This window comes from Kitasatospora sp. NPDC056446 (assembly GCF_042796115.1).
Taxonomy (GTDB): domain Bacteria; phylum Actinomycetota; class Actinomycetes; order Streptomycetales; family Streptomycetaceae; genus Kitasatospora.
Window position 1 is genome coordinate 51,116 of sequence record NZ_JBHTRF010000040.1, and the last position, 23,206, is coordinate 74,321.

The following is a 23,206-nucleotide window of genomic DNA, read 5'->3' on the forward strand; positions in this document are numbered from 1 at the left end:
CGGAACGGGGGCCGACGGCATGACGGCGACACGCACCATCCTGGTCAGCGGCGACGCGGGCGCGCCCGCGGTGGCCGCCGCCACCGCCCTGCACGCCGCCAAGCGCGGCCACCGCACCTGGCTGCTGGCGGCCGACGACCCGCACCGCGCGCTGGACTCCGTCCTCGGGACCCGGCTGGAGCCCGAACCGCTGAGCTACGCACCGGGCCTGACCGTCTCCCGGATCGACGAGCAGGCGGCCTTCCGCTACGCCGTCGGCGAGCTCACCGGCCGGCTCAAGCCCGCCCTCGACCTGCTCGGCGCCGAACAGCTCGACCCCGAGGAGCTCACCGCCCTCCCCGGCATCGCCCGGCTCGCCCTGCTGCGCGCCCTGCCCGCCGCCGACCAGGACGTCCTGGTCGTGCTCGCCCCGGCGCCCGCCGAGCTGATCGGCACCCTCGCCCTGCCCGAGCAGCTGGCGCGCTACCTGGACCGGCTCGTCCCCGAGCAGCGGCAGGCGGCCCGGGCGCTGCGCCCGCTGCTGGCCGGACTGGCCGGCGTCCCGATGCCCGCCGAGTGGCTGTACGAGGGGCGGGGCAAGGCCGCCGCGGCGCTCGCCGAGTCCCTCGCCGCGCTCACCGACCCCGGTACCAGCGTCCGCCTGGTCGTCCCCGCCGACGGTCACCCGTACCGGGAGTTGCGCCGGATCCGGGCCGGGCTCGCGCTGTACGGGTACCGGCCGGACGCCGTGGTCGTGCACGGTGTGCTGCCCGAGGAGGCCGCGGCCTCGCCCGACCCCTGGCTGGCCGCACTGGCCCGCCGCCGGCAGGAGGAGCTGGCCGGGCTCGCCGCCGAGACGGACGCCCCCGTCCTGGTCACCGGCCTGGCCGACGCGACCCTGGAGGCCGTCGCCGACCGCCTGTACGGGGACGGCCCCGGGCCGGAGCGGCTCGCGCCGGTGCCGTGGACCGTCGAGGACCTGCTCGCCGAGGACGGCCTGCTGGTCTGGCACCTCGACCTGCCGGGCGCCGAGCGCGCCGAACTGGACCTGGTCCGCCGGGGCGACGACCTGGTGGTCGGCCTCGGCACCCACCGCCGGGTGCTCACCCTGCCCTCCGCGCTGCGCCGCTGCACGGTGGCCGGCGCGGGGCTCCAGGACGGGGTGCTCTCGGTGCGGTTCGCGCCCGACCCGGCCCTCTGGCCGCAGGGCTGACAGGCCCTCCGGGGCCCGGGGGCGGACGGCGGGGCCGGGGCCGGACGGCGGTCGGGTAGCGTCGGGCCGGAGGGCCGCGGGGTGCGGCCACGGCTGAGGAGGCGCCCGCGATGACCAGCACCGACGACCGCACCGACCCCGTCGGCGACCGGACCGGGCCGACCGCCGCGTCCACCGAGGGGCCGACGGGCGGACACGCGGACGGGCCGGACGGGCGCGCGGACGGGCCGGACGGTGCCCGGGCCGGGGGTCAGGACCACCCGTTCGGGTCGGACCTGGGCCCGCTGGTGGACGAGGTCCGCCGGTTCGCCTCCGCGCTCGGCGAGAAGGCCCAGGAGACCAGTGCCACCACCCTGATCACCCTCTCCGGGCTGGCCGACCGCCTGCGCACCCAGCAGCCGGAGGTCTACACCCACCTCGCCGCCGCCGGCTCCGGGATCGCCGCCGCGGGCGCCGAGCTGCTGGCCGCCTACCGCGCCGCCGTGACCGGGCAGGAGCAGCGCTGGACCGCCGGGCAGGGCGCGCCCACCGAGAAGATCGACCTCGACGGGCCTGACGAGCCGTCCACCAAGCAGTGAAACCGTAACTTTCGGAGGGTGATCGCGTTGCTCTCGTGCGTCACGAAGAAGGAGATTAGATACGAGTTTTGAAGCATCCCGGCCCGGTTGTCCCGGAATTGTCTTCGGATAATGTATGCGAGGTTGTGTACGGGGGCCGGGTTGGGCGGTAGCGTTCCGTCCAGCGGGAACGAGTGAATAGCTGAGGGACACATGGCTCTGACCATCGGCGTCGATGTCGGCGGGACCAAGATCGCGGCAGGCGTGGTCGACGAGGCGGGCGCGATCCTGGCCCGGACGCGAGTGCCCACCCCGGCCGACCCGCAGTGGGCGGTCGACGCCATCGCGCAGGCCGTGCGCGAACTCAAGGAGCAGCACCCCGGCGTCACCTCGGTCGGCGTCGGAGCCCCCGGCTTCGTCGACAGCAACCGCTCCACGGTGATCTTCGCGCCCAACATCGACTGGGAGAACGAGCCGCTCCGGGGCCGGATCGAGGAGCTCACCGGCCTGTCCGCGGTGGTCGAGAACGACGCCAACTGCGCGGCCTGGGCCGAGTTCCGCTTCGGCGCGGCGGCCGACCACCAGGACATGGTGCTGATCACCGTCGGCACCGGCATCGGCGGCGGCATCGTCCTGGAAGGCCGACTGCACCGCGGCCGCTTCGGCGTGGCCGGCGAGATCGGCCACCTCAACATGGTCCCGGACGGCCTCCAGTGCGGCTGCGGCGGCAAGGGCTGCTGGGAGCAGTACGGCTCCGGGCGGGCGCTGCGCCGCTACGGCCGGGAGAAGGCGGCGGCCGACCCGGTGCGCGGCCGGCGGATGCTGGACCTCAACGACGGCGTCGCCGAGACCATCCGCGGCATCCACATCACCGAGGCGGCCGAGGCGGGCGACCCGCTCGCCCTGGAGTGCTACGCCGAGCTGGCCGACTGGCTGGGCCGCGGCATGGCCGACCTCGCCGCGCTGTTCGACCCGGGCGTCTTCGTGCTCGGCGGCGGTGTCTCCGACTCCGGCCGCCTGCTGCTCGACCCGGTCGCCAAGAGCTTCGAGCACTACCTGACCGGTGGCGTGCACCGTCCGCGCGCCGAGGTCGTGCTGGCCTCGATGGGCTCCGCCGCCGGCATCGTCGGCGCGGCGGACCTGGCCCGCACCCCCGCGTAGCAGTCACACCCCTTCCAAGCCCGCCGGCGGCGGTGCGACCGGGCCCCGACCGACCCCGGACGCGCCGCCGCCGTCGCACGTCCCGGCGCCGCCGCGTACGGTCGGAGCCGGTGAGGACGCGCCCGTTGAGGCCGCGCCCGGTGACGACGGACAGGGGAGGACGATGACCGCCGCGAGCAGGGCAGACCAGAGCAGGGCAGACCAGAGCAGCGCAGGCGCGGATCCGGCCGGTGCGGCCGCGGCCGGGGGAACGGCCGTCGAGCCGCCGCCCCCGGGCCCGCGCCGCCTGCGGCTGCTCAGCTACAACATCCGCTCGCTGCGGGACGACCGGCGGGCGCTGGCCCGGGTGATCCGGGCCTGCGCGCCCGACCTGGTCTGCGTCCAGGAGTCCCCGCGCTACTGGCGGCCCGAGGGCCAGGCCGGATGGCTGGCCCGCAGCACCGGGACGGTCGTCCTGGCCGGCGGCGGCCGCACCGCCGCCGGCCCGCTGCTGCTCGGCCGGCCCGGCGCGGCACAACTGCTGGGCGTGCACGACCGGTTGCTGCCCAAGACCCGCGGCCTGCACGCCCGGGGCTTCGCCACCGCGCTGCTGCGGCTGCCCGGCACGGCGCCGTTCACGCTCACCAGCTGCCACCTCAGCCTGGACCCCGCCGAGCGCCACGGGCAGTTCGAGCTGCTGCTCGACCAGCTCGGGATCGCCGAACACGGCATCCTGGCAGGGGACTTCAACGAGCACCCGGACGGGCCGGGGTGGCAGCTGCTGGCCTCGCGGCTCCAGGACGGCTACCCGACCGCCCCCTGGGGCGGCGAGTTCACCTCCGTACCCGAACGCCCCTACCAGCGGATCGACGCCGTCTTCGCCACGCCCGGGATCACCGTCCTCGGCTGCGGGGTGCCGCACGGGCTGCCCGGTGTCACCGGGGCCGACCTCCGGGCCGCCACCGACCACCTGCCGGTGCTCGCGGTGCTGGAGATCCCCGAGGACCGCGAAACGCCCGGGCCGGACGACCGCGGCCAGAGGTCCTAGACGACCGCGCCGTTGTCAGGGTCCTCCGGCTCGTCCTCGTCGCGGTCCCGCATCCGGGCGACCAGGGTGACGAAACCGCCCAGGAAGGCGGTGACCCCGACCCAGGCGGGCCAGCCGGAGATCTCCCGCCAGACCACCGCGTCGATCAGCAGTAGCGCGGGGCCGCCGAGCACGGCGAGCCAGGCGAACTTGGCCGTCACGTCGGCCTCGGGCAGCGGCGGGGGCTCCGGCGGGACGAAGTGGCCCTCGTCGGTCTCCTCGGCGAGCTCGAAGTCGCGCGGGCCCGGGGCGGCGGCGGGCAGCACCGGCCCGCCGGCGCGGGGGCGGGGCTGCGGGGCGAGGTCGGCGAGGCCGTCCGGGTCGGTGCGGCCGCCGCCGGCGTCCTTGAGGCCGCCCTTGAGCTCGTTCTGGGCGCGGAGGTTCTCGACCTCGGGCCAGTTGGGGTTGTTGAGGTCGACCGGGTCGTCGAACTGGGCGACCAGGGCGGCGAAGATCTCGTCCTGCTCGGCCTGGCTGCGCTCGGGCGCGCGGCGCGGGCGGGGCTCGGCGGGGGTGCCGGTGGGGGCCTCGGGCCCGGCGGCGTCCTGAGCGGCGCCCTGGGCGGCCTCCTGAGCGGCGTCCTTCGCAGGCGGGGGTGTCACCGGGCCCGCGCCGCCCGGGGCGGCGGCCTCCTCGGCCCCGCCGCCCGTCGCCCTGCCGTCCTTCGTCGCGCCGTCCTCGCGGGGAGCCTCGTCCCCGCCGCCCGCCGTGCTGCTCTCGTGCACTTCCGGCCCTTCAGCCATGGTGATCGTCGGATTCGACCCGGGTGACGCCCGCCGTGTGCGCGGAAGCCAGCCGTCGGATGAAGTCCTGGCCGGCCGCGAATATTTCCGTCGCGTCGTGGTCCAGCGTCGCGACGTGGAAGCTGCGCTGGCACAGCCGCTCCGTCACGTCGGTCGAGGATATCCGGGCCAGCACCAGTTCCGAGTTGGCCGGGGAGACGACGTGGTCCTGCGGGCTGTGGAAGAGCAGCACCGGCTGGGTCACCTCCGGCAGCCGCTGCTGGACCTCCCGCCAGAGCCGGCTCAGGGACCAGGCGGCGTGCAGCGGGGTGCGGTCGTAGCCGACCTCGGCCGCCCCGGCCTTGGCGATGTCGTTCGCGATCCCGGGCACGCTCGGGACGAGGTGGCGCAGCACCGGGAGCAGCACACTCGCGGGGGTGTCCGAGCGCACCGACGGGTTGACCAGTACCAGCCCGGACACCGTCGGGCCGTGCAGCGCGGCGAGCCGCAGCGCCAGCCCGCCGCCCATCGACAGCGCGCAGACGTAGACCTGCTCGCACTCGTCGGCGAGGGCCAGCAGCTCGCGCTCGACCTCGGCGTACCAGTCCTCCCAGCGGGTGAGCTGCATGTCCTGCCAGCGGGTGCCGTGACCGGGCAGCAGCGGCAGCGAGACGGTGTACCCGGCGGCGGCCAGGTCCTCGGCCCACGGCCGCAGCGACTGGGGCGACCCGGTGAAGCCGTGGCAGAGCAGTACCCCGATCGGCCCGCCGCGGTGGCGGTACGGTTCGGCACCGGGCAGCAACGGCATGGCGGACTCCTTCGCGGGCTGATGGCGCTGGGGGAGGAACGCGGGAGGGGGAGCTGCTGGAATCCGCATCGTCCCACGCGCCGCGCCGGGACGTACACCCCCTTCGGCGGGGCCGGGCGCAGCGGGCGGCCGCGGGGCATTAGGATCGACCGGTCCGCATAACAGGAGGCCCGGGTTGTTCTACCGACTGATGAAGATGATCGTCGCGCCACTGCTTCGGATCTTCTTCCGGCCGTGGATCGAAGGTGAGGAGAACATCCCCACCGAGGGTGCGGCGATCATCGCGAGCAACCACCTGTCCTTCTCGGACTCGTTCTTCTTCCCCGCGCTGATCAAGCGCCGGGTCACCTTCATCGCGAAGGCCGAGTACTTCAACACCCCGGGCCTCAAGGGCCGGCTGACCGCCGCGTTCTTCAAGGGCGTCGGCCAGCTGCCGGTGGACCGTTCGGGTGTGCGCGGCGCCGGCGAGGCCGCGATCCGCAGCGCCATCGCGGTGCTGGACCGCGGCGAGCTGTTCGGTGTCTACCCCGAGGGCACCCGCTCGCCCGACGGCAAGCTGTACCGCGGCAAGGTCGGCGGCCTGGCCCGCGTCGCGCTGGCCACCGGCGCCCCGGTGATCCCGGTCGCCATGATCGACACCGAGAAGGTGCAGCCGCCCGGCCAGGTGGTGCCGAACTTCGGCACCCGCCCCGGCATCCGGATCGGCCGCCCGCTGGACTTCTCCCGCTACCACGGCATGGAGAACGACCGCTTCATCCTCCGTTCGGTGACGGACGAGGTGATGTACGAGATCATGCGGCTCTCCGGCCAGGAGTACGTGGACATCTACGCGACCGCCGCCAAGCGGCAGATCGCCGACGACAAGAAGAAGGCCGACGCCGAGCGCCGGGCGGCGGCCAAGGCGGAGAAGGCCGAGGCCGCGGAAGCCGCCGAGGCCGAGAAGGCCGAGAAGGACGGGAAGCCGGCCGACGCCGAGAAGGACGGGAAGGCCGGGAAGCCGGCCGACGCGGACAAGGAGACCGGGTCGGCCTGACGGCCCGGACGGGCCCGGGGGAGGGGCGGATGGCGGACGGCGGCGGATCCGGCGCGGTCGGCGGGACGGTGGCGGCGGGCGGCATGTCCGTCGAGCTGCCGCTCTGGAAGGCGATCTCCTACTTCCGGGTGCTGGCCCTGTGCTACGCGCTGCTGCGGTACGCCAACTCGTACCTGCACTTCCTGCACCCGGTCGCCGGGTGGATCTTCATGGGCGCGCTCACCCTCTGGACCGTCGCCACCGTCCGGGCCTTCGCCAACCCGCAGCGCCTGACCTGGTCCCTGCTGGCCGTCGACCTCACCCTCGTCGTCACCGGCATCGTGATGAGCGGCCTGACCGACGCCCCGGCCCGGATCAGCCACGGCGCTCCCACCCTGCCCACCATCTGGGCGGCCGGCACGGTCCTCGGCTGCGCCGCGAAGGGCGGCTGGCGCCCGGCGGCGGCCTCGGGCTCGGTGATCGGCGTCGCCAACATCCTCGGCCACGGCGGGCCGACCGGCGACAACATCCACAACATCGTGCTGCTGCTGGTCGCCGGGTGCGCGATCGGCTACGTGATCGAGCTGGCCCGGGCCAGCGAGGCGACGCTCACCAGGGCGCTCCAGGTCGAGGCGGCCGGACGGGAGCGCGAGCGGCTCTCCCGGGACATCCACGACGGCGTGCTGCAGGTGCTCGCCCTGGTCCAGCGGCGCGGCGCCGAGCTGGGCGGACCCGGGGGCGGGGGCGCCGGTGGCGGCGCGGACTTCGCCGAGCTGGGCCGCCTGGCCGGTGAACAGGAGCGGGCGCTGCGGACGCTGATGACCGGCGGTCCGATCCCGGCCCAGCGGCAGCAGGGCCCCGAGGCCGCCGAGCCGCGTGATCTCACCGTGCTGCTGCGCCCGTACGCCGACGAGCGGATCACGCTCTCCGCCCCCGGCACCCCGGTGCTGCTGTCCGCCCCGGCGGCGGGCGAACTCGCCGCCGCGGTCGGCGCGGCCGTCGACAACGTCCGCCGGCACGCCGGGCCGGACGCCCGGGCCTGGATCCTGGTCGAGGACGAGCCGGAGGCCGTCACGGTCAGCATCCGTGACGACGGCCCCGGCTTCGCCCCGGCGCGGCTCGGCGAGGCGGAGCGGGCGGGCCGGCTCGGCGTCTCCCAGTCCATCCGCGGCCGGCTGCTGGACCTCGGCGGTACGGCCGAGCTGTACTCGGCGCCCGGGGACGGCGTCGAGGTCGAACTGCGCGTTCCGAGGAAGGGCCACTGATGACGGATCAGCCGACCACCGACCGGCCGGTGCGGGTGATGGTCGTGGACGACCACCCGATGTGGCGGGACGCCGTCTCGCGCGACCTCGCCGAGGCCGGGCTGGACGTCGTGGCCACGGCGGGCGACGGCGAGGAGGCCGTCCGCCGCGCCCGCGCCTGCTCGCCGCAGGTCGTCGTGCTGGACCTCAACCTGCCCGGCCTGTCCGGTGCCGAGGTGTGCCGCCAGGTGGTCGCGCAGGACCCGGCGGTACGGGTGCTGGTGCTGTCGGCCAGCGGGGAGCACCAGGACGTGCTGGAGGCGGTGAAGTCCGGCGCGACCGGCTACCTGGTGAAGTCGGCCGGGCGGGACGAACTGCTGGACGCGGTGCGGCGCACGGCCGTCGGCGACGCCGTGTTCACCCCGGGCCTGGCCGGCCTGGTGCTCGGCGAGTTCCGCCGGCTGGCCTCCGAGCCCGCCCCGGCCTCGGCCCCGGCGGCCCCGCAGCTGACCGCCCGGGAGACGGAGGTGCTGCGGCTGGTCGCCAAGGGCCTGTCGTACCGGCAGATCGCGGACCGGCTGGTGCTGTCGCACCGCACGGTGCAGAACCACGTGCAGAACACGCTCGGCAAGCTCCAGCTGCACAACCGGGTGGAGCTGGTCCGGTACGCGATCGAGCAGGGCCTGGACGACGGGATCTGACGGGGCCCCGGGCGGTTCGCGCCGCCCGGGGCCCGTCGATCAGCGTCCCGCGTCCTCAGCGCCGCACGGCCGCCGCCGCGCGCAGCAGGCCCGCCACGATGTCCACGCCCTCGTGGGTGAGGACCGACTCGGGGTGGAACTGGAGGCCCGCGAAGCCGGGCCCGCGCAGGGCGTGGACGTCGCCGGTGGCGGCGTCCCGGGCGACCTCGACGCCCTCGGCGGCGAGCCGGGCCGCGTCGGCCTCCGAGCAGCGCGCGGTGAAGGCGTTGTAGAAGCCGACCGTCTGCTTGCTGCCGAACAGGTCGATGGTCTCCTGCGCCCCCTGGTACGGGACGGGCTTGCGGCCCAGGGCCAGCCCGAGCTCGGCGGAGAGCAGCTGGTGGCTCAGGCAGACCGCGAGCAGCGGCGCGGTGCGGGCGCCGGAGCGGGCGGCGGCCAGGGCGTCCGCGACGATCGGCCGCAGCACGGCCATCTTGGGGTCGTCGGCGAGGGCCGGGTCGCCGGGGCCGGGGCCGAGCACCAGCGGGCCGCGGTGCGCGGCGACCCGGGCGCGCAGCCCGGGCTCGTCGTAGCGGGCGACCGTCACCTGGTGGCCGAGCGAGCCGAGCAGGTGGGACAGCATCGAGGTGAAGGTGTCCTCGCCGTCCACGACCAGGGTCGGCTCGGCCTCGGTGACCGGGGACGGCTGCTGCATCCGCAGCCAGAACGGCGCGAGGCCGGCCCGGCGGGCGTCGAGGGCGGCCTGGACCCGGTGGTTGTCGGCGAGCCGGGGGCCGATGGGGTGGGGCAGCCGGGCGGGCGCGGGCCGGGCGCCGATCGCGGTGAGCACGCCGGCGGCCTTGGCGTGGGTCTCGGCGACCTCGGACTCCGGGACGGAGTGGCGCACCAGGGTGGCGCCGACCCGGACGACCAGCCGGCCGGTGGCCGGGTCGATGTCGGCGGTGCGGATGCAGATCGGCGAGTCCATCAGCTGCCCGCCGCTGGCGGAGCGTCCGATCAGGGCGAGCGCGCCGGAGTAGTAGCCGCGCCCGGTGGGCTCGTAGCGCTTGATGACCCGGGTGGCGTTCTCGACCGGGCTGCCGGTGACGGTGGCGGCGAACATCGTCTCGCGGAGCACGTCGCGGACGTCCAGCGAGGTGCGCCCGCGCAGTTCGTACTCGGTGTGGGCGAGGTGGGCCATCTCCTTGAGCCGGGGCCCGAGCACCTGGCCGCCGAGGTCGCCGACCGTGCACATCATCTTGAGCTCCTCGTCCACCACCATGGTGAGCTCCTCCAACTCCTTCGGGTCCTGGAGGAACTGGAGCAGCGAGTCGAGGTCGGAGCCGCCCGCCGGATAGCGGTAGGTGCCGGAGATCGGGTTCATCACGACGGTGCCGCCGCTCTGCCGGACGTGCACCTCGGGGGAGGCGCCGACCAGCACCCGCTCGCCGGTGTGCACCAGGAAGGTCCAGTAGGCGCCGCGCTCCTGCTCCAGCAGCCGCCGGAAGAGGGTCAGCGCGAGGGCGGGCGAGTAGTCCTCCAGCGTGGCGTGGAAGTCGCGCCGGATCACGAAGTTGGCGCCTTCGCCGTTGCCGATCTCGTCCTTGATCACCCGGCGGACGATCGCGGCGTACGCGTCGTCGTCCACGTCGAACGCGCCGCCGGCGAGTGCGACCGGCAGGTACGGCAGGGCGGCGGTGAATTCGGCCAACGGGAGGACGTGCTGCTCGGCGACCGAGAGGGCCTGTAGCGGTGTGCCGTCGTCGTGCGCCTCGAAGCCGCGCTCGCGGATCTGTTGGTACGGGACGAGCGCGAGCAGGTCGTGCACCGGTGTGCCGTCGGCTGGGACACCGCTGCGCACCGGGAGGTCGGCGAGGCGCTCGTAGCTGTCGACGCTGCCCAGCAGGACCTCGACGGTGTCCGGGGCGAGCCGGGGGGTGCGGCGGTGCAGCAGGGCGAAGGCGGGGGCGCCGGGGGCGGTGAGACGGGTGAGCAGGTCGATGGCGGTGGCCATGAGGACGGCTTCCTTCCGGATGGATGGCGGGGGCGGTGCAGGATCCGCTCCCGGAGGGCCGTCTGCTCAGACGCCGACGGCCGCCCCGGGGGGCGGCCGTCGTGTTCGTTTAGGAACGCGCGATCGGTGGGCCGCCATCGGGGGAGGCCCACCACCAGGAGTGGTTGTGGTGCGCGTGCATGGGTTCGAGAGTAGCGGATCAGGCGGGACGGGTGAGGCTGGTCACGCATTTGTCCGAGATGTGTCTCACCCATCGGGCAATGGTCACGGAGCGGCCGTGTCACCCCGTAGCCTTGGCGGTGTGACCGCTACGACTGAGACATCGAGGACTGCCCACTCCTGGCAGTCCCTGCCCGCGGCGCAGCAGCCTGAATGGCCGGATCAAGAGGCTCTGCGCAAGACCCTTGCCGAGCTCGCCTCGTATCCGCCGCTCGTCTTCGCCGGTGAGTGCGACCAGCTGCGCGCCCGGCTCGGAGCCGTGGCGCGCGGGGAGGCGTTCCTCCTCCAGGGTGGTGACTGTGCCGAGGCCTTCGACGGTGTCTCGGCGGAGCACATCCGCAACAAGCTGAAGACCCTGCTGCAGATGGCGGCCGTGCTCACGTACGCCGCCTCGGTGCCGGTGGTGAAGGTCGGCCGGATCGCCGGCCAGTACTCCAAGCCGCGCTCCAAGTCGACCGAGACCCGCGACGGCGTGACCCTGCCGGTCTACCGGGGCGACTCGGTGAACGGCTTCGACTTCACCCCCGAGTCCCGGCTCCCGGACCCCGAGCGCCTGAAGCGGATGTACAACGCGTCCGCCGCGACGCTCAACCTGGTGCGCGCGTTCACCACCGGTGGCTACGCCGACCTGCGCCAGGTGCACGCCTGGAACCAGGACTTCGTCCGGAACTCGCCGGCCGGCCAGCGCTACGAGCAGCTCGCCCGGGAGATCGACAACGCCCTGGCGTTCATGAACGCCTGCGGCGTGGTGCCGGAGGAGTTCAAGGCGGTCGAGTTCTTCTCCTCGCACGAGGCGCTGATCCTCGACTACGAGACCGCGCTGACCCGCGTGGACTCGCGCACCGGCGAGCTGTACGACGTCTCCGGCCACATGGTGTGGATCGGCGAGCGCACCCGCCAGCTGGACCACGCGCACATCGAGTTCGCCTCGAAGGTCCGCAACCCGATCGGCGTCAAGCTCGGTCCGACCACCTCGGTCGACGAGGCGCTCGCCCTGATCGAGAAGCTGGACCCGGAGCGCGAGCCCGGCCGGCTGACCTTCATCACCCGGATGGGCGCCGGCAAGATCCGCGAGCACCTGCCCGCCCTGGTGGAGAAGGTCACCGCCTCCGGCGCCAAGCCGGTGTGGATCTCCGACCCGATGCACGGCAACACCTTCGAGGCCTCCAGCGGGCACAAGACCCGCCGCTTCGACGACGTCCTGGACGAGGTCAGGGGCTTCTTCGAGGTGCACCGCGCGCTCGGCACCCACCCGGGCGGCATCCACGTGGAGCTGACCGGTGACGACGTCACCGAGTGCGTCGGCGGCGGCGACGAGGTCCTGGTGGACGACCTGCACCAGCGCTACGAGACGGCCTGCGACCCGCGGCTCAACCGCAGCCAGTCGCTGGACCTCGCGTTCCTGGTCGCGGAGATGTACCGGGGGCAGTGAGCCTCCGCCGGCCCTCGGGCCGGGCCTGATGTGACGAAAGCCCCTCCGGATTCGGGGTCCCCGAACCCGGAGGGGCTTTTTCGTACCCGGATCGCCGGGTAAGGTGAGGCTTAGTGAACTAAGGCAAGCCTTAGTCAAGATCCACTCCGCGCTTCACCCCGGGAGATACCGCGATGTACGTGTGCATGTGCCATGCGGTCACCGAGGACCAGGTGAAGAAGGCGATCGACGGGGGTGCCGACACCCCCCGCCAGATAGCGAAGGGCTGCAAGGCCGGCACCGACTGCGGGTCCTGCGTGCGCCGGATCCAGGCGCTGCTCGGCGAGCACGGCGCCCGGCCCTGCCCGACCGCCCGGCTGGCCGCGAAGCTCGGCCTGGCCGAGCCCGAGCTCCAGCCGCAGCCCGGGTCGGCCGCCGACCAGGCGGCGGCCCCGGTCGCGGCGCCGACCGCACCGGTCGCGCCGATCGCCCCGGTGCTCCCGCTGCGGGTGGCCTGAGGTCCGCCGCCGCGCGGCTCAGGACTCCGGCTGCTCGATGAGCTGGGCGAGGTAGAGCGCCTCGCCGAGCTTCTCCAGGAGTTCCAGCTGGGTGTCGAGGTAGTCGATGTGGTGCTCCTCGTCGGCCAGGATGTCCTCGAAGATGTTCGCCGAGGTGACGTCGTTCTTGGCCCGCATCACCACGATCCCGCGCTTGAGCCGGTCGATCGCCTCGACCTCGACCTGGCGGTCGGCCTCGAACATCTCCTTGACCGTCTGGCCGATCCGGACGTGGAACAGCCGCTGGTAGTTGGGCAGCCCGTCCAGGAACAGGATCCGGTCGGTGAGCGTCTCGGCGTGCTTCATCTCGTCGAAGGACTCGTGCCGGGTGTACTTGGCGAGCTTCGTCCAGCCGAAGTTCTCCTGCATCTTCGCGTGCAGGAAGTACTGGTTGATCGCGGTCAGCTCGGCGGTGAGCTGCTCGTTGAGGAATTCGATGACCTCGGGATCGCCCTGCATGGTGGTGCCTCCTGCGCTCGTCCTGGGGTGGGGCCTGCGCTGGGCATCCTGGCACCGTGACGGGAAGAATTTCCAGTAAGTTCACACTCACTAGGACATGTGTCGGAATACCCGATTTAGGCGGAACTGTACGGGTGCACGATCGACCGTTGGCCCGTACGGGCGGGGCGTGAACGCGCGCCAAAGGGGCGCGCGCCGGGGCCTGTCCGCCGTCTGTCACCATGGATCCATGGGTCAGTCCAATCACGAACCACTTCCGTCGTCTGACCCGAGGCTCCCCCCGGGCCAGCGCGTACAGCGCGGCTGGCCCGCCCTGCACTACGGTCCGGTACCCCGCTTCAAGCCGCTGACCTGGGATCTCCAGGTGTTCGGCGCCACCGCCTCGGCGGAGAAGCACAGCTGGGACTTCGAGTCCTTCGGCGCCCTGCCGCGCACCAGCGTCGTCGCGGACCTGCACTGCGTCACCAAATTCACGGTGCTCGGCAACGAGTGGACCGGCGTGTCGGCCGCCGCCGTGCTCGACCTGGTGCCCCCGGCCCCCGGCGTCACCCATGTGATGGTCTGGGCCGAGTACGGCTACAGCGCCAACCTCCGACTGGCCGACTTCGCCGACCCGCGCACCCTGCTCGCCACCCACCGCAACGGCGAGGCGCTGACCGCCGAGCACGGCTTCCCGGTCCGGCTGGTCGTGCCGCAGCTGTACGCCTGGAAGGGCCCCAAATGGGTCCGCGCGGTCGAGTACATGCGGGCCGACCGGCGCGGCTTCTGGGAGGAGCGCGGCTACCACAACCTCGCCGACCCCTGGCGCGAACAGCGCTACTCCTACCAGGAGGAACCGGGCGACGGGCCGCTGCGGTAGAGCCCGCCCGCCCCGCCCCGCCCCGCCCCGCCCGGGCCGGTCGGTCCTAGAAGAGCGAGAACCTGACCGTCACGGCGCTGCGCTGCGGCCGCCGCTCGCCCGCCGCCGGGGACTGGCCGGACACCTTGACCGCGCCGAACACGTCCCAGCCGGTGGTCTGCATCGTGAAGCCCGCCGCCTGGAGCGCCTTCTGCGCTTCGTCCTTGGTCAGCCCGGTGACGTCCGGCACCGGCACCATGCCCTTGCTGACCACCAGCGACACCGCGGAGTTCTCCTGCAGCTGCTGCCCGGCCGCCGGTGAGCTGCTGATCACCGAGCCCTGCGGCACCACGTCGTCGTACGTCTCGGTGACGCCGCCCTTGGTCAGCTGGGCGCCGGCCAGGGCCGCGGCGGCGTCGGCGGCGGTCCTGCCGGTGAGGTCCGGGACGGCGATCCGCTTGGGGCCCTTGGAGACGGTGACGGTGATGCTGTCGCTGCGGCGGGTGCGCGCGCCCACCCCGGGGTCGGTGGAGACCACCTGCCCGGACGGTACGGACTCGCTGAACGCGTCGACGAACTTCCCGTGCAGGCCCTCCTTGTCCAGGATCCGCTGGGCCTCGGCCCGGTCCTTGCCGAGCACCCCGGGCACCGAGCCGTACAGCCCCTCGGACAGGCCGTAGGTCGCGCCGCCGACCGCCAGCAGCAGCGCGGTCAGCGCGGCGGCCCAGATCAGCGCCCTGCGGGGGATCCGGCGCAGCGGGCCGGGCCGGCGCTCGCGCACCGGGGCCGGCTCGTCGTACGGGCGCGGCTCGGTGAGCAGCTGGTCCAGCAGCTCCGGCGGCACGTCCAGCACGCTGGTGGGCTCCGGCTCCCGGGCGTCGGCGGGCCGCGGCAGCGACCGGATCACCGAGGTCGGCTCGCTGGTCGGGTAGCGCGGGCTGGGCCGGGTGGAGGCCGGCGGCTCGGCGTCCAGCTCGGCCGGGGTGAGGGTGCGGCGGACCCGCTGGAGGACGGCGAGCAGCTCGACCGCGTCGTACGGACGGGCGTCGGCGGCCCGGGCGCAGGCGTCGGCCACTATGGCGTCCAGCTCGGGGCCGACGGCGGGGGCGGTCAGCGAGGGGGCGGGGACGTTCTCGTGCAGGTGCTTGTACATGACCTGGACGGGGTTGTCGCCGGTGTGCGGGCGGCGCCCGGTGAGCATCTCGTACAGCAGGATGCCGGCCGCGTAGACGTCGACCCGCTGGTCGGTGGGGGCGTCCGGGAGGATCTGCTCGGGGGCCAGGTAGGAGACGGTGCCCATGACCGTGCCGCCGGTGGCGGTGCTGGTCGAGGTCGGCGCGCCGTCGGCGGTGCCGAGCACCCGGACCAGGCCGAAGTCGGCGACCTTGACCAGGCCGTCCTCGGTGATCAGCACGTTCTCCGGCTTGACGTCGCGGTGCACCAGCCCGGCCCGGTGGGCGGCGCCGAGGGCGGCGAGCACCGGCTCCAGGACGTCCAGCGCGGCCCGGACGGACAGCGCGCCGCGGTCGCGCAGCAGGTCGCGCAGGGTGCGGCCGGGCACGTACTCCATGGCGAGGAAGACGTTCCCGCCGTCCGCGCCCTGGTCGAAGACGTTGACCACGTTGGGGTGGGCCAGCTTGGCGACGGCCTTGGCCTCGCGGATGAATCGGGCGGTGAAGCCCTCGTCGCCGGCCAGCGCGGGGTGCATCACCTTGAGGGCGACCACCCGGTCCAGCCGGGTGTCGGTGCCCTTGTAGACGGTGGACATCCCGCCGGTGGCGATGCGCTGCTCGACCCGGTACCGGTTGTCGAGCAGGGCGCCGATCAGGGGGTCGTGCAGTGCCATGTCCACCCGGGCGAGTCTAGTGCCGGGCCGTGCGGCCGGACCCGGACGGCCCCGGGCCGGGCCCGGCTGTGCCCGGCTTGTGACACGCCGGGCACGGCCGGGCCGCGGAGGGCGGGCGTCAGAACGCGGGCCGCTCCCGGGTGTCCAGGTCGGCCCGGCCGGCCATCGCGGAGGAGGCCTCGGCGTGGAACCGGCGCGGGATGCGGCCGGCCCGGTGGGCGAGCCGGCCGGCCTCGGTGGCGTGCCGCATCGCCTCGGCCATCAGCACCGGGTCCTGAGCCCGGGTCACCGCGGAGGCGAGCATCACCGCGGAGCAGCCGAGCTCCATCGCCAGCGCGACGTCGGAGGCGGTGCCGGCGCCCGCGTCCAGGACCACCGGGACGCCCGCGCCCTCCACGATCAGCTGGAAGTTGTGCGGGTTGCGGATGCCCAGGCCGGAGCCGATCGGCGAGCCCAGCGGCATGATCGCGGCGCAGCCGACGTCCTCCAGTTTGCGGGCCAGCACCGGGTCGTCGTTGGTGTACGGCAGTACCGTGAAGCCGTCGTCGACCAGGGTCTCGGCGGCGTCCAGCAGCTCGATCGGGTCCGGCAGGAGGGTGCGCTCGTCGGCGATCACCTCCAGCTTCACCCAGTCGGTGCCGAGCGCCTCCCGGGCCAGGCGGGCGGTGAGCACGGCCTCGCCGGCGGTGAAGCAGCCGGCCGTGTTGGGCAGGACGCGGATGCCGTTGCGGGTCAGCACGTCCAGGACGGAGCCCTGGGTGCCGGCGTCGACCCGGCGCATCGCGACCGTGGTCAGCTCGGTGCCGGAGGCGAGCAGCGCGCGCTCCAGGACCTCCAGGCTCGGCGCGCCGCCGGTGCCCATGATCAGCCGGGAGGAGAAGGTCGTCCCGGCGATGGTCAGCAGGTCGTCGGCCATCTCAGCCTCCCTGTACGGCGGTGAGGATCTCGACCCGGTCGCCGCCGGCCAGCGGTGTCGCGGACCACGAACTGCGGGGCACCACGGCCTCGTTGAGGGCGGCGGCGACGCCGGTGTTGGCCCGGCTCACGGTCGCCACCAGCTCGGCGAGGGTGGTCGCGGCGGGCAGCGTGCGGGGTTCGCCGTTGACGGTCAGCGCGATCCCGGCCGGTGCGGCGGGCGCGGCCCCGGTCTGTGCGGCGGGTGCGGTCTCGGCGGGTGTGGGCTCGGTCGGTGCGGTCTCGGTCATGCCAGGGCCTTCGTGGTGGAGCGGGCGGAGTCGGGGGAGAACCGGGTAGGGCTGAACGGCTGCGCCAGTTCCGGGAGTTCGCCGGTGGCGAGGTACTCGGAGACCAGGTCGGCGGTGACCGGGGTGAGCAGCACGCCGTTGCGGTAGTGGCCGGTGGCGGCGACCAGTCCGGGCAGTGCGGTCGGGCCGAGCAGCGGGGCGTTGTCGGGCGAGCCGGGGCGCAGGCCGGCCGAGGTCTCCAGCAGCGGGAGCTCGGTGATGCCCGGGACCAACTCATGGGCGTCGCGCAGGAGTTCGTAGACCCCGCCGGCGGTGACCGTGGTGTCGTAGCCCTGCTCCTCGGTGGTCGCGCCGATCACCAGCTCACCGTTCTCCCGGGGCACCAGGTAGAGGTGCCCGCCGCGCACGACGGCGCGGACGTTGCGGGAGAGGAACGGCCGGTAGGCATCGGGGACGCGCAGCCGCAGCACCTGCCCCTTGACCGGGCGGACCGCGGGCAGCACGCCCTCGGGCAGGCCCGGCAGCCGGTGGCTGTGCGGGCCGGCGGCGAGGACCACCTGGTCGGCGCCGACGGACTCCCCGGTGCTCAGCCGGGCGCCGACCGCGCGGCCGCCCTCGACCAGCAGCTCCACCGCCCCGGCCCGGCGGACGGTGACGCCCGCGCGCTCGCCGGCCGGCAGCAGCGCGGTCAGCAGCCGCCGCGGGTCCACCTGGTGGTCGTCCGCGACGTGCAGTCCGCCGCGGACGCCGGGGGCCAGCATCGGCTCCAGCTTGCGGGCCTCCCGGCCGGTCAGCCAGGTCGAGTCCAGGCCCAGCCGCAGGTGGAAGGCGTGCAGTTCGCGCAGTTCCGCGCGGTCGTCGGAGTCCAGGGCGACGGCGATCGTGCCGCAGGCGCGGTAGCCGGTGTCCAGTCCGCCGCTCGCCTCGGCCAGCTCGGCGGCGAAGTCCGCGTACCGCCGGTTGGAGGCCACGCCGAGGCGCAGCAGCGGCTCCTCGCCGTACTGGAGCTCGGTGACCGGGGCGAGCATCCCGGCCGCGACCCGGCCCGCCCCGTCGCCGGGGGAGGGGTCGACCACGACGGTCCGCAGCCCGCGCTGCGCCGTCCGCCAGGCGACGGCGAGGCCGATGATGCCCCCGCCGATCACCAGGACGTCGGCACGGGCGTCTGGTAGCAAGCGTGTCAAAGCCGCTCTTCTCCCTTCGCCGGTATGACCCGGATCAGGTTCGGACGGTCGCAGGCCGTGCCAGCCCGCCTCTCAGCCCGGTCCGCCGGGCTCCCGTGATGGTGCCCCCACCATAACGCCGTGGCCCGGCGGGGCCGAAGGGCCGTACGAAGGGTGGACGGGGCAGGGCCGGGGGCGCGGCGGGGCAGGGGCGGCGCCCGCTGCGGGCGGGGCGGCGGAGGAGGGCGGTACGAGGGGTGGACGGCCCCCGGGCGGCCCGGCGGCGCTGAGTACAGTGACGGGCGTGGCAGAGCTGAACGCAACGGATCAGGTGGTCGTCGTCGGAGCCGGGCTGGCCGGGGCGCAGTGCGCCCTGAAGCTGCGGCAGGGCGGCTGGCGGGGGCGGATCGTGCTGGTCGGCGAGGAGCCGCACGCGCCGTACGACCGCCCGCCGCTCTCCAAGGACGTCCTGCTCGGCAAGAGCGACAGCACCACCCTGGACATCGACTACGGGCACCTCGGCATCGAGGTCCGCACCGGCTGCCGCGCGACCGGCCTCACCCCCGGCGTGCTGCACACCGACGGCGGGGACCTCCCGTACGGCTCGCTGGTGATCGCCACCGGTGCCGTCCCGCGCGCCCTGCCCGGCGCCGAGCGGGCCCACCTGCTGCACACCCTGGACGACGCGCTGGCGCTGCGCGCCCTGCTGCGCCCGGGCCTGCGGCTGGTGCTGGTCGGCGCGGGCTGGATCGGCGCCGAGGTGTCCACCGCGGCCCGCGAGGCGGGCTGCGAGGTGACCGTGGTCGAGGCGGGCCCGGCGCCGCTGCCCGGCGCGCTGCCGACCGCGATCGGCTCGGCGATGGCCGCCTGGTACGCCGAGGCGGGTGTCGACCTGCGCTGCGGGGTCGGGGTGGCCGCCGTGGAGCCCGGCGCGGTGCTGCTGGCGGACGGCTCGCACCTGCCCGCCGACGAGGTGGTGGTCGGCATCGGGGCCCGGCCCGCGACCGGCTGGCTGGCCGGCTCCGGCGTCGAGCTGGACGGGACCGGCGCCGTCGTGGTGGACGCGCACCTGCGCACCGGCCTGCCCGGGGTGTTCGCGGCCGGCGACTGCGTCGGCTACCCCTCGGCCCGCTCCGGCGCCCGGCTGGCCGTCCAGCACTGGGATCACGCGCTGCAGTCCGGCGAGGCGGCGGCCGCCGCCGTCCTCGGCGCGGACGCCCCCGCGTACGACCCGGTGCCGTACTTCTGGTCCGAGCAGTTCGGGCGGATGGTCCAGTACGCCGGCCGGCACGCCGAGGGCGACGAACCGCTGTGGCGCGGCGGCCCGCAGGACGCCTCCTGGACGGTGCTGTGGCTGCGCGACGGGGTGCCGAGCGCGCTGCTGACCGTGGACCGGCCGCGCGACCTCACCCAGGGGCGGAAGCTGATCGGGAGTGGTACGGCGCTGGACCCGGCCCGGGCGGCGGACCCCTCGGTGCCGCTGAAGTCGGCGGTCGCGGGGTAGGTCTGGTGCGCGGCGGGCCGCGGAGGTGGCAGTCTGGTGGGGTGAGCGAGATCGAAAGCAAGATTGAAGCCCTGGTCACCGAGTGGATGTACCTCCCCGACATCTCGGAGCAGTGGGGGGTGCGGGTCACCGAGGTGCGTGACCTGGTCAAGAGCGGCGGCCTGATCGCCGTCCGTCGGGGCCCGAACAAGTCGCTGCAGGTCCCTGCGGCATTCATCGACGGTCCGGGCCTGGTCAAGCACCTGTCCGGCACCCTGACCGTGCTGCGCGACTGCGGGTACAACGACGCGGAGATCCTGGAGTGGCTCTTCACCGAGGACCCGTCGCTGCCCGGCAGCCCGATCCAGGCGCTGCAGGAGAACCGGGGCACCGAGGTCAAGCGCCGCGCCCAGGCGATGCTGATCTGATGGCGGCGGACACGCTGCGCGCCCGCCTGGCGGACGCGTGCCTCTACCTGTGCACGGACGCCCGTCGGGAGCAGGGCGACCTCGCCGAGTTCCTCGACGAGGCGCTGGCGGGCGGGGTGGACATCGTCCAGCTGCGTGACAAGGGCCTGGAGGCCAAGCAGGAGCTGGCGGCCCTGGAGGTCTTCGCGGACGCCTGCCGCCGCCACGGCAAGCTGCTGGCCGTCAACGACCGTGCCGACGTCGCCCACGCGGCCCGGCCGGACGTGCTGCACCTCGGCCAGGACGACCTGCCGGTGCCGGCCGCCCGGGCGATCCTCGGCGAGGACGTCCTGATCGGCCGGTCCTGCCACGCCGAGTCCGAGGTGGACGCGGCGCTCGCCGAGCCCGGGGTGGACTACTTCTGCACCGGCCCGGTCTGGCCGACCCCGACCAAGCCGGGCCGCCCGGCGCCGGGCCTGGGCCTGGTCTCGTACGCGGCGAAGCAGGCCACCGACCGGCCGTGGTTCGCCATCGGCGGGATCGACCTCGGCAACCTGGACGAGGTGCTGGCCGCCGGCGCCCGCCGGATCGTCGTGGTCCGGGCCCTCACCGCCGCGGCGGACCCGCGGGCCGCCGCCGCCGAGCTGTCCCGCCGGGTGCGCGCGGCGCTCTGACCTCCCCAGGGGCGGCCCCGGAGGCCGCCCTCAGGGACACCCCGGGCCCCGCCCGCGAGCACTGCCCACGAGGCCGTCGCCGTCCCTCAGTACTTGCGGACGGTGGCGGCCTCGGCCAGTGCCAGCAGCACCCCACGGGCCTGCCCGTCCGCGAGCGGCGCCGCCTCCAGCGCGGCCAGGGACTGCCGCATCAGCTCCTCGATCCGGTGCTCGACCAGCTCGGGCGCGCCGCTGCGGGCGACCAGCCCGCGCAGCCCTTCGACCTCCTCGGGCGCCAGGTCCGGCGCGCCGAGCCGCCGGTCCAGGTGCCGGGCGTCGGCGGCGGGCAGGCCGCGCATCGCGTGCGCGACCAGCAGGGTGCGCTTGCCCTCGCGCAGGTCGTCCCCGGCCGGCTTGCCGGTGACGGCAGGGTCCCCGAAGACGCCCAGCAGGTCGTCCCGCAGCTGGAAGGCCTCGCCCAGCGGCAGCCCGAACGCCCCGAGTGCCCGGACCAGCTCCGGCCCGGCCCCGGCCAGCAGCGCGCCGACCTGGAGCGGCCGCTCGATCGTGTACTTGGCGGACTTGTAGTGCAGCACGGTCTGCGCGCGGTCCAGCGCGCCCTCGTCCGCGGAGTCGCCGGCCACCGGCTCCAGCACGTCCAGGTACTGGCCGAGCATGACCTCGGTGCGCATCAGGTCGAACGCGGGCTTGGCGGCCAGGACGGCGGCGGGCTCCAGGCCCGAGCGCAGGAACAGCTCGTCGCACCAGATCAGCAGCAGGTCGCCGAGCAGCACCGCGGCCGAGGCGCCGTACTGCTCGCGGTCGCCGCGCCAGCCGCTGTCGCGGTGCAGGGCCTCGAAGCGGCGGTGGATCGAGGGCAGGCCGCGGCGGGTGTCGCTGCGGTCCATCAGGTCGTCGTGCACCAGGGCGCTCGCCTGGAGCAGCTCCAGGGCGGCGGCCGCGTTGGCGATCCCCTCGCCGTCGGCCGGCCCGCCGGCGGCGCGCCAGCCCCAGTAGCAGAAGGCCGGGCGCAGCCGCTTGCCGCCGTCCAGCAGGAAGTCGCGCAGGGCGTCGGCGGCCGGGACCAGCTGGGGCGAGATCGCGCCGAGCAGTGCGCACTGGCCGTCCATGAACGCGGCGAGCGCGGTGTTGACGCGTGTGCGGACGTCCTCCACGTCAATGGGGTTGGCAGGCCGGGTGCTGGACGAGGTCACGATGGGGCTCCGCTGGTTGTCTGGGGTGCAGCAAGCGTAGCGGGGCGACTGGGAACGGGCGTGCGATCGGGCCCCGGCGGCACACCGCCCCGGGGCGGTGCCGGGCGGTCGTCGCACGATCGGTGCGGTGTTTTCGCCGGTCGCCCGGGCGGAGCGGGGCGAAGCGGAATGCCGTCCACCGCTTGTCTCAATCCGTGGAACACGGTTGTCCGGCCGCCACGAAGGCCCGATAGCCTGCCAGCATGGCACTCGGTATCGCATCAACGCGAACGGATCGCGCACTGACGGTCCGCGAACTCCTGGCGGCCGGCAAGCGCTCCTTCTCCTTCGAGTTCATGCCGCCGCGCACCGAGGCCGGCGAGCAGAAGCTCTGGGACGCCATCCGCCGCCTCGAACCGCTCGACCCGAACTTCGTCTGCATGACCTACGGCGCCGGCGGCTCCTCGCGTGAGCGCACCGTCAACATGGTCGGCCGGATCGCCACCGAGACCACGTTGACCCCGGTCGCCCATCTGACCGCCGTCGACCACTCGATCGCGGAACTGCGCAACATCATCGGCCAGTACGCCGACCAGGGCGTGCGCAACGTCCTCGCGGTCCGGGGCGACCCGCCCGGCGACCCGCTGGGCGAGTGGGTCAGCCACCCCGAGGGCGTCACCTACGCCTACGAGCTGGTGGAACTGATCAAGGGCATCGGCGACTTCTGCGTCGGCGTCGCGGCCTCGCCCAACATGCACCCGCGCTCGACCGACTGGGACGAGGACATCCGGCACTTCGTGGCGAAGATCCGCTCCGGGGCCGACTACGCGATCACCCAGATGTTCTTCGAGGTGGACGACTACCTGCGGCTGCGTGACCGGGTGACGGCCGCCGGCTGCGAGACGCCGATCATCCCGGAGATCATGCCGGTGACCAACGCCAAGCAGTTGGAGCGCTTCCCGCAGCTCAGCGGCTCGGCCTTCCCCGCAGACCTGGAGGCCCGCCTGCGGGGGGCCATCGACGACCCGGCCGCGCTGCGGGCCATCGGCATGGAGCACGCCACGGCGATGGCCGAGCGCCTCCTCGCCGAGGGCGCGCCCGGTCTGCACTTCATCACGCTGAACCACTCGACGGCGACGCTGGAGATCTACCAGAACCTGGGACTGCACCAGCGCTGAGGCGGGACCGACCGCCGTACCGACGGCGGCAGTTCACCGGCCCGCCACCGTAGCCGCGGTGGCGGGCCCGGTCGTGTGCGGCCGGTGCCGGGGCGGCGGGAACGCGATGCGGTACCCCGGCCGTTGAACCGGTACAGT

At 74.3% G+C, this 23,206-nt stretch carries 23 protein-coding genes and 1 riboswitch; of the genes, 14 read left to right on the forward strand and 9 right to left on the reverse strand.

The annotated features are described in order from the left end of the window. Positions 1–19: 19 nt before the first annotated feature. The 4 genes from ACFQ6N_RS24170 to ACFQ6N_RS24185 all read left to right on the forward strand — a co-directional run bounded on the left by ACFQ6N_RS24170 (position 20) and on the right by ACFQ6N_RS24185 (position 3,937). Positions 20–1,192, forward strand: coding sequence for an ArsA family ATPase (locus ACFQ6N_RS24170; protein ID WP_380652596.1), 1,173 nt, complete (start codon positions 20–22; stop codon positions 1,190–1,192). Between the two features lie 110 nt (positions 1,193–1,302). Continuing rightward, a complete protein-coding gene (locus ACFQ6N_RS24175; RefSeq protein WP_380652598.1) occupies positions 1,303–1,770 on the forward strand; it encodes a DUF5304 family protein in 468 nt (155 codons plus the stop codon). A 192-nt stretch (positions 1,771–1,962) separates the two neighbouring features. After that, positions 1,963–2,910 (forward strand): ROK family glucokinase, encoded by a 948-nt coding sequence (locus tag ACFQ6N_RS24180; protein ID WP_380652601.1) that lies wholly within the window; start codon positions 1,963–1,965, stop codon positions 2,908–2,910. Positions 2,911–3,073: 163 nt separating this feature from the next. Next, complete coding sequence (locus ACFQ6N_RS24185) at positions 3,074–3,937, forward strand: endonuclease/exonuclease/phosphatase family protein (RefSeq protein ID WP_380652604.1); 864 nt, start codon at positions 3,074–3,076, stop codon at positions 3,935–3,937. Here ACFQ6N_RS24185 and ACFQ6N_RS24190 read toward each other — a convergent pair. Both ACFQ6N_RS24190 and ACFQ6N_RS24195 read right to left on the reverse strand, forming a co-directional pair. Further along, positions 3,934–4,701 carry a hypothetical protein gene (locus ACFQ6N_RS24190; protein ID WP_380652607.1) on the reverse strand — a complete coding sequence of 256 codons (768 nt, stop codon included), beginning with the start codon at positions 4,699–4,701 and terminating at the stop codon, positions 3,934–3,936. The two genes, ACFQ6N_RS24185 and ACFQ6N_RS24190, sit on opposite strands and share 4 nt — an antisense overlap. Positions 4,702–4,711: 10 nt before the next feature. Next, complete coding sequence (locus tag ACFQ6N_RS24195; RefSeq protein WP_380652609.1) at positions 4,712–5,506, reverse strand: alpha/beta hydrolase; 795 nt, start codon at positions 5,504–5,506, stop codon at positions 4,712–4,714. A 190-nt stretch (positions 5,507–5,696) separates the two neighbouring features. Here ACFQ6N_RS24195 and ACFQ6N_RS24200 point away from each other — a divergent pair, with 190 nt between their 5' ends. From ACFQ6N_RS24200 to ACFQ6N_RS24210, 3 genes are read left to right on the forward strand one after another with little or no spacing between them, the layout of a single operon-like run. Next, positions 5,697–6,539 (forward strand): lysophospholipid acyltransferase family protein, encoded by an 843-nt coding sequence (locus tag ACFQ6N_RS24200; RefSeq protein WP_380652676.1) that lies wholly within the window; start codon positions 5,697–5,699, stop codon positions 6,537–6,539. 29 nt (positions 6,540–6,568) lie between these two features. Then, positions 6,569–7,783 carry a MacS family sensor histidine kinase gene (gene macS / locus ACFQ6N_RS24205; RefSeq protein ID WP_380652612.1) on the forward strand — a complete coding sequence of 405 codons (1,215 nt, stop codon included), beginning with the start codon at positions 6,569–6,571 and terminating at the stop codon, positions 7,781–7,783. After that, positions 7,783–8,463 (forward strand): response regulator, encoded by a 681-nt coding sequence (locus ACFQ6N_RS24210; protein ID WP_380652614.1) that lies wholly within the window; start codon positions 7,783–7,785, stop codon positions 8,461–8,463. The genes macS and ACFQ6N_RS24210 overlap by 1 nt, the downstream gene beginning before the upstream one ends. Positions 8,464–8,518: 55 nt before the next feature. Here ACFQ6N_RS24210 and ACFQ6N_RS24215 read toward each other — a convergent pair whose 3' ends face one another. After that, positions 8,519–10,456 carry an anthranilate synthase family protein gene (locus ACFQ6N_RS24215; protein ID WP_380652617.1) on the reverse strand — a complete coding sequence of 646 codons (1,938 nt, stop codon included), beginning with the start codon at positions 10,454–10,456 and terminating at the stop codon, positions 8,519–8,521. Positions 10,457–10,757: 301 nt separating this feature from the next. Here ACFQ6N_RS24215 and ACFQ6N_RS24220 point away from each other — a divergent pair, with 301 nt between their 5' ends. Both ACFQ6N_RS24220 and ACFQ6N_RS24225 read left to right on the forward strand, forming a co-directional pair. Continuing rightward, on the forward strand, positions 10,758–12,107 hold the full coding sequence (locus ACFQ6N_RS24220) for a class II 3-deoxy-7-phosphoheptulonate synthase (protein ID WP_380652619.1): 1,350 nt from the start codon (positions 10,758–10,760) through the stop codon (positions 12,105–12,107). Between the two features lie 173 nt (positions 12,108–12,280). Then, positions 12,281–12,604: a bacterioferritin-associated ferredoxin gene (locus tag ACFQ6N_RS24225; protein ID WP_380652622.1), complete on the forward strand. Its 324-nt coding sequence runs from the start codon at positions 12,281–12,283 to the stop codon at positions 12,602–12,604. A gap of 18 nt (positions 12,605–12,622) precedes the next feature. Here the strand turns inward: ACFQ6N_RS24225 and bfr are convergent, their stop codons facing one another. Continuing rightward, complete coding sequence (gene bfr / locus ACFQ6N_RS24230) at positions 12,623–13,102, reverse strand: bacterioferritin (protein ID WP_030239990.1); 480 nt, start codon at positions 13,100–13,102, stop codon at positions 12,623–12,625. A gap of 229 nt (positions 13,103–13,331) precedes the next feature. Between bfr and ACFQ6N_RS24235 the strand changes: the two genes are divergently transcribed. Further along, positions 13,332–13,961 (forward strand): sulfite oxidase-like oxidoreductase, encoded by a 630-nt coding sequence (locus ACFQ6N_RS24235; protein WP_380652625.1) that lies wholly within the window; start codon positions 13,332–13,334, stop codon positions 13,959–13,961. Positions 13,962–14,007: 46 nt separating this feature from the next. Here the strand turns inward: ACFQ6N_RS24235 and pknB are convergent, their stop codons facing one another. From pknB to thiO, 4 genes are all read right to left on the reverse strand, one after another. After that, positions 14,008–15,786 carry a Stk1 family PASTA domain-containing Ser/Thr kinase gene (gene pknB / locus ACFQ6N_RS24240; RefSeq protein ID WP_380652680.1) on the reverse strand — a complete coding sequence of 593 codons (1,779 nt, stop codon included), beginning with the start codon at positions 15,784–15,786 and terminating at the stop codon, positions 14,008–14,010. Positions 15,787–15,904: 118 nt separating this feature from the next. Then, the gene (locus ACFQ6N_RS24245) at positions 15,905–16,702 is read right to left on the reverse strand and encodes a thiazole synthase (protein WP_380652628.1); all 798 of its coding nucleotides are present in this window, start codon (positions 16,700–16,702) and stop codon (positions 15,905–15,907) included. 1 nt (position 16,703) lies between these two features. Next, complete coding sequence (gene thiS / locus ACFQ6N_RS24250; protein WP_380652631.1) at positions 16,704–16,991, reverse strand: sulfur carrier protein ThiS; 288 nt, start codon at positions 16,989–16,991, stop codon at positions 16,704–16,706. Continuing rightward, positions 16,988–18,175, reverse strand: a complete 1,188-nt coding sequence (gene thiO / locus ACFQ6N_RS24255) for a glycine oxidase ThiO (protein WP_380652633.1) — start codon at positions 18,173–18,175, stop codon at positions 16,988–16,990. The genes thiS and thiO overlap by 4 nt, the downstream gene beginning before the upstream one ends. After that, a riboswitch (TPP riboswitch) is annotated at positions 18,170–18,282 on the reverse strand. It overlaps the preceding gene by 6 nt. Positions 18,283–18,449: 167 nt before the next feature. Here thiO and ACFQ6N_RS24260 point away from each other — a divergent pair. From ACFQ6N_RS24260 to thiE, 3 genes are read left to right on the forward strand one after another with little or no spacing between them, the layout of a single operon-like run. Then, positions 18,450–19,658 carry an NAD(P)/FAD-dependent oxidoreductase gene (locus ACFQ6N_RS24260; RefSeq protein ID WP_380652636.1) on the forward strand — a complete coding sequence of 403 codons (1,209 nt, stop codon included), beginning with the start codon at positions 18,450–18,452 and terminating at the stop codon, positions 19,656–19,658. Between the two features lie 41 nt (positions 19,659–19,699). Then, on the forward strand, positions 19,700–20,065 hold the full coding sequence (locus ACFQ6N_RS24265; protein ID WP_380652639.1) for an Rv2175c family DNA-binding protein: 366 nt from the start codon (positions 19,700–19,702) through the stop codon (positions 20,063–20,065). After that, positions 20,065–20,718, forward strand: coding sequence for a thiamine phosphate synthase (thiE, locus tag ACFQ6N_RS24270; RefSeq protein ID WP_380652642.1), 654 nt, complete (start codon positions 20,065–20,067; stop codon positions 20,716–20,718). Before ACFQ6N_RS24265 ends, thiE begins: the two co-directional genes overlap by 1 nt. A gap of 86 nt (positions 20,719–20,804) precedes the next feature. Here the strand turns inward: thiE and ACFQ6N_RS24275 are convergent, their stop codons facing one another. Further along, positions 20,805–21,911 (reverse strand): polyprenyl synthetase family protein, encoded by a 1,107-nt coding sequence (locus ACFQ6N_RS24275; protein WP_380652644.1) that lies wholly within the window; start codon positions 21,909–21,911, stop codon positions 20,805–20,807. Between the two features lie 242 nt (positions 21,912–22,153). Here ACFQ6N_RS24275 and metF point away from each other — a divergent pair, with 242 nt between their 5' ends. Further along, a complete protein-coding gene (metF, locus tag ACFQ6N_RS24280) occupies positions 22,154–23,068 on the forward strand; it encodes a methylenetetrahydrofolate reductase [NAD(P)H] (RefSeq protein ID WP_380652647.1) in 915 nt (304 codons plus the stop codon). The last annotated feature ends 138 nt before the right edge of the window (positions 23,069–23,206 follow it).

Bases quoted from the DNA above. Each gene is read 5' to 3' on its own strand.
- ACFQ6N_RS24225 (WP_380652622.1), top strand. From the start codon at position 12,281: ATGTACGTGTGCATGTGCCATGCGGTCACCGAGGACCAGGTGAAGAAG.
- thiS (WP_380652631.1), bottom strand. From the start codon at position 16,991: ATGACCGAGACCGCACCGACCGAGCCCACACCCGCCGAGACCGCACCC.
- ACFQ6N_RS24180 (WP_380652601.1), top strand. From the start codon at position 1,963: ATGGCTCTGACCATCGGCGTCGATGTCGGCGGGACCAAGATCGCGGCA.
- ACFQ6N_RS24170 (WP_380652596.1), top strand. From the start codon at position 20: ATGACGGCGACACGCACCATCCTGGTCAGCGGCGACGCGGGCGCGCCC.
- ACFQ6N_RS24195 (WP_380652609.1), bottom strand. From the start codon at position 5,506: ATGCCGTTGCTGCCCGGTGCCGAACCGTACCGCCACCGCGGCGGGCCG.
- pknB (WP_380652680.1), bottom strand. From the start codon at position 15,786: ATGGCACTGCACGACCCCCTGATCGGCGCCCTGCTCGACAACCGGTAC.
- ACFQ6N_RS24235 (WP_380652625.1), top strand. From the start codon at position 13,332: ATGGGTCAGTCCAATCACGAACCACTTCCGTCGTCTGACCCGAGGCTC.
- macS (WP_380652612.1), top strand. From the start codon at position 6,569: ATGGCGGACGGCGGCGGATCCGGCGCGGTCGGCGGGACGGTGGCGGCG.
- bfr (WP_030239990.1), bottom strand. From the start codon at position 13,102: ATGCAGGGCGATCCCGAGGTCATCGAATTCCTCAACGAGCAGCTCACC.
- ACFQ6N_RS24215 (WP_380652617.1), bottom strand. From the start codon at position 10,456: ATGGCCACCGCCATCGACCTGCTCACCCGTCTCACCGCCCCCGGCGCC.
- ACFQ6N_RS24185 (WP_380652604.1), top strand. From the start codon at position 3,074: ATGACCGCCGCGAGCAGGGCAGACCAGAGCAGGGCAGACCAGAGCAGC.
- ACFQ6N_RS24210 (WP_380652614.1), top strand. From the start codon at position 7,783: ATGACGGATCAGCCGACCACCGACCGGCCGGTGCGGGTGATGGTCGTG.
- metF (WP_380652647.1), top strand. From the start codon at position 22,154: ATGGCACTCGGTATCGCATCAACGCGAACGGATCGCGCACTGACGGTC.
- ACFQ6N_RS24245 (WP_380652628.1), bottom strand. From the start codon at position 16,702: ATGGCCGACGACCTGCTGACCATCGCCGGGACGACCTTCTCCTCCCGG.
- ACFQ6N_RS24175 (WP_380652598.1), top strand. From the start codon at position 1,303: ATGACCAGCACCGACGACCGCACCGACCCCGTCGGCGACCGGACCGGG.
- ACFQ6N_RS24200 (WP_380652676.1), top strand. From the start codon at position 5,697: ATGAAGATGATCGTCGCGCCACTGCTTCGGATCTTCTTCCGGCCGTGG.
- thiE (WP_380652642.1), top strand. From the start codon at position 20,065: ATGGCGGCGGACACGCTGCGCGCCCGCCTGGCGGACGCGTGCCTCTAC.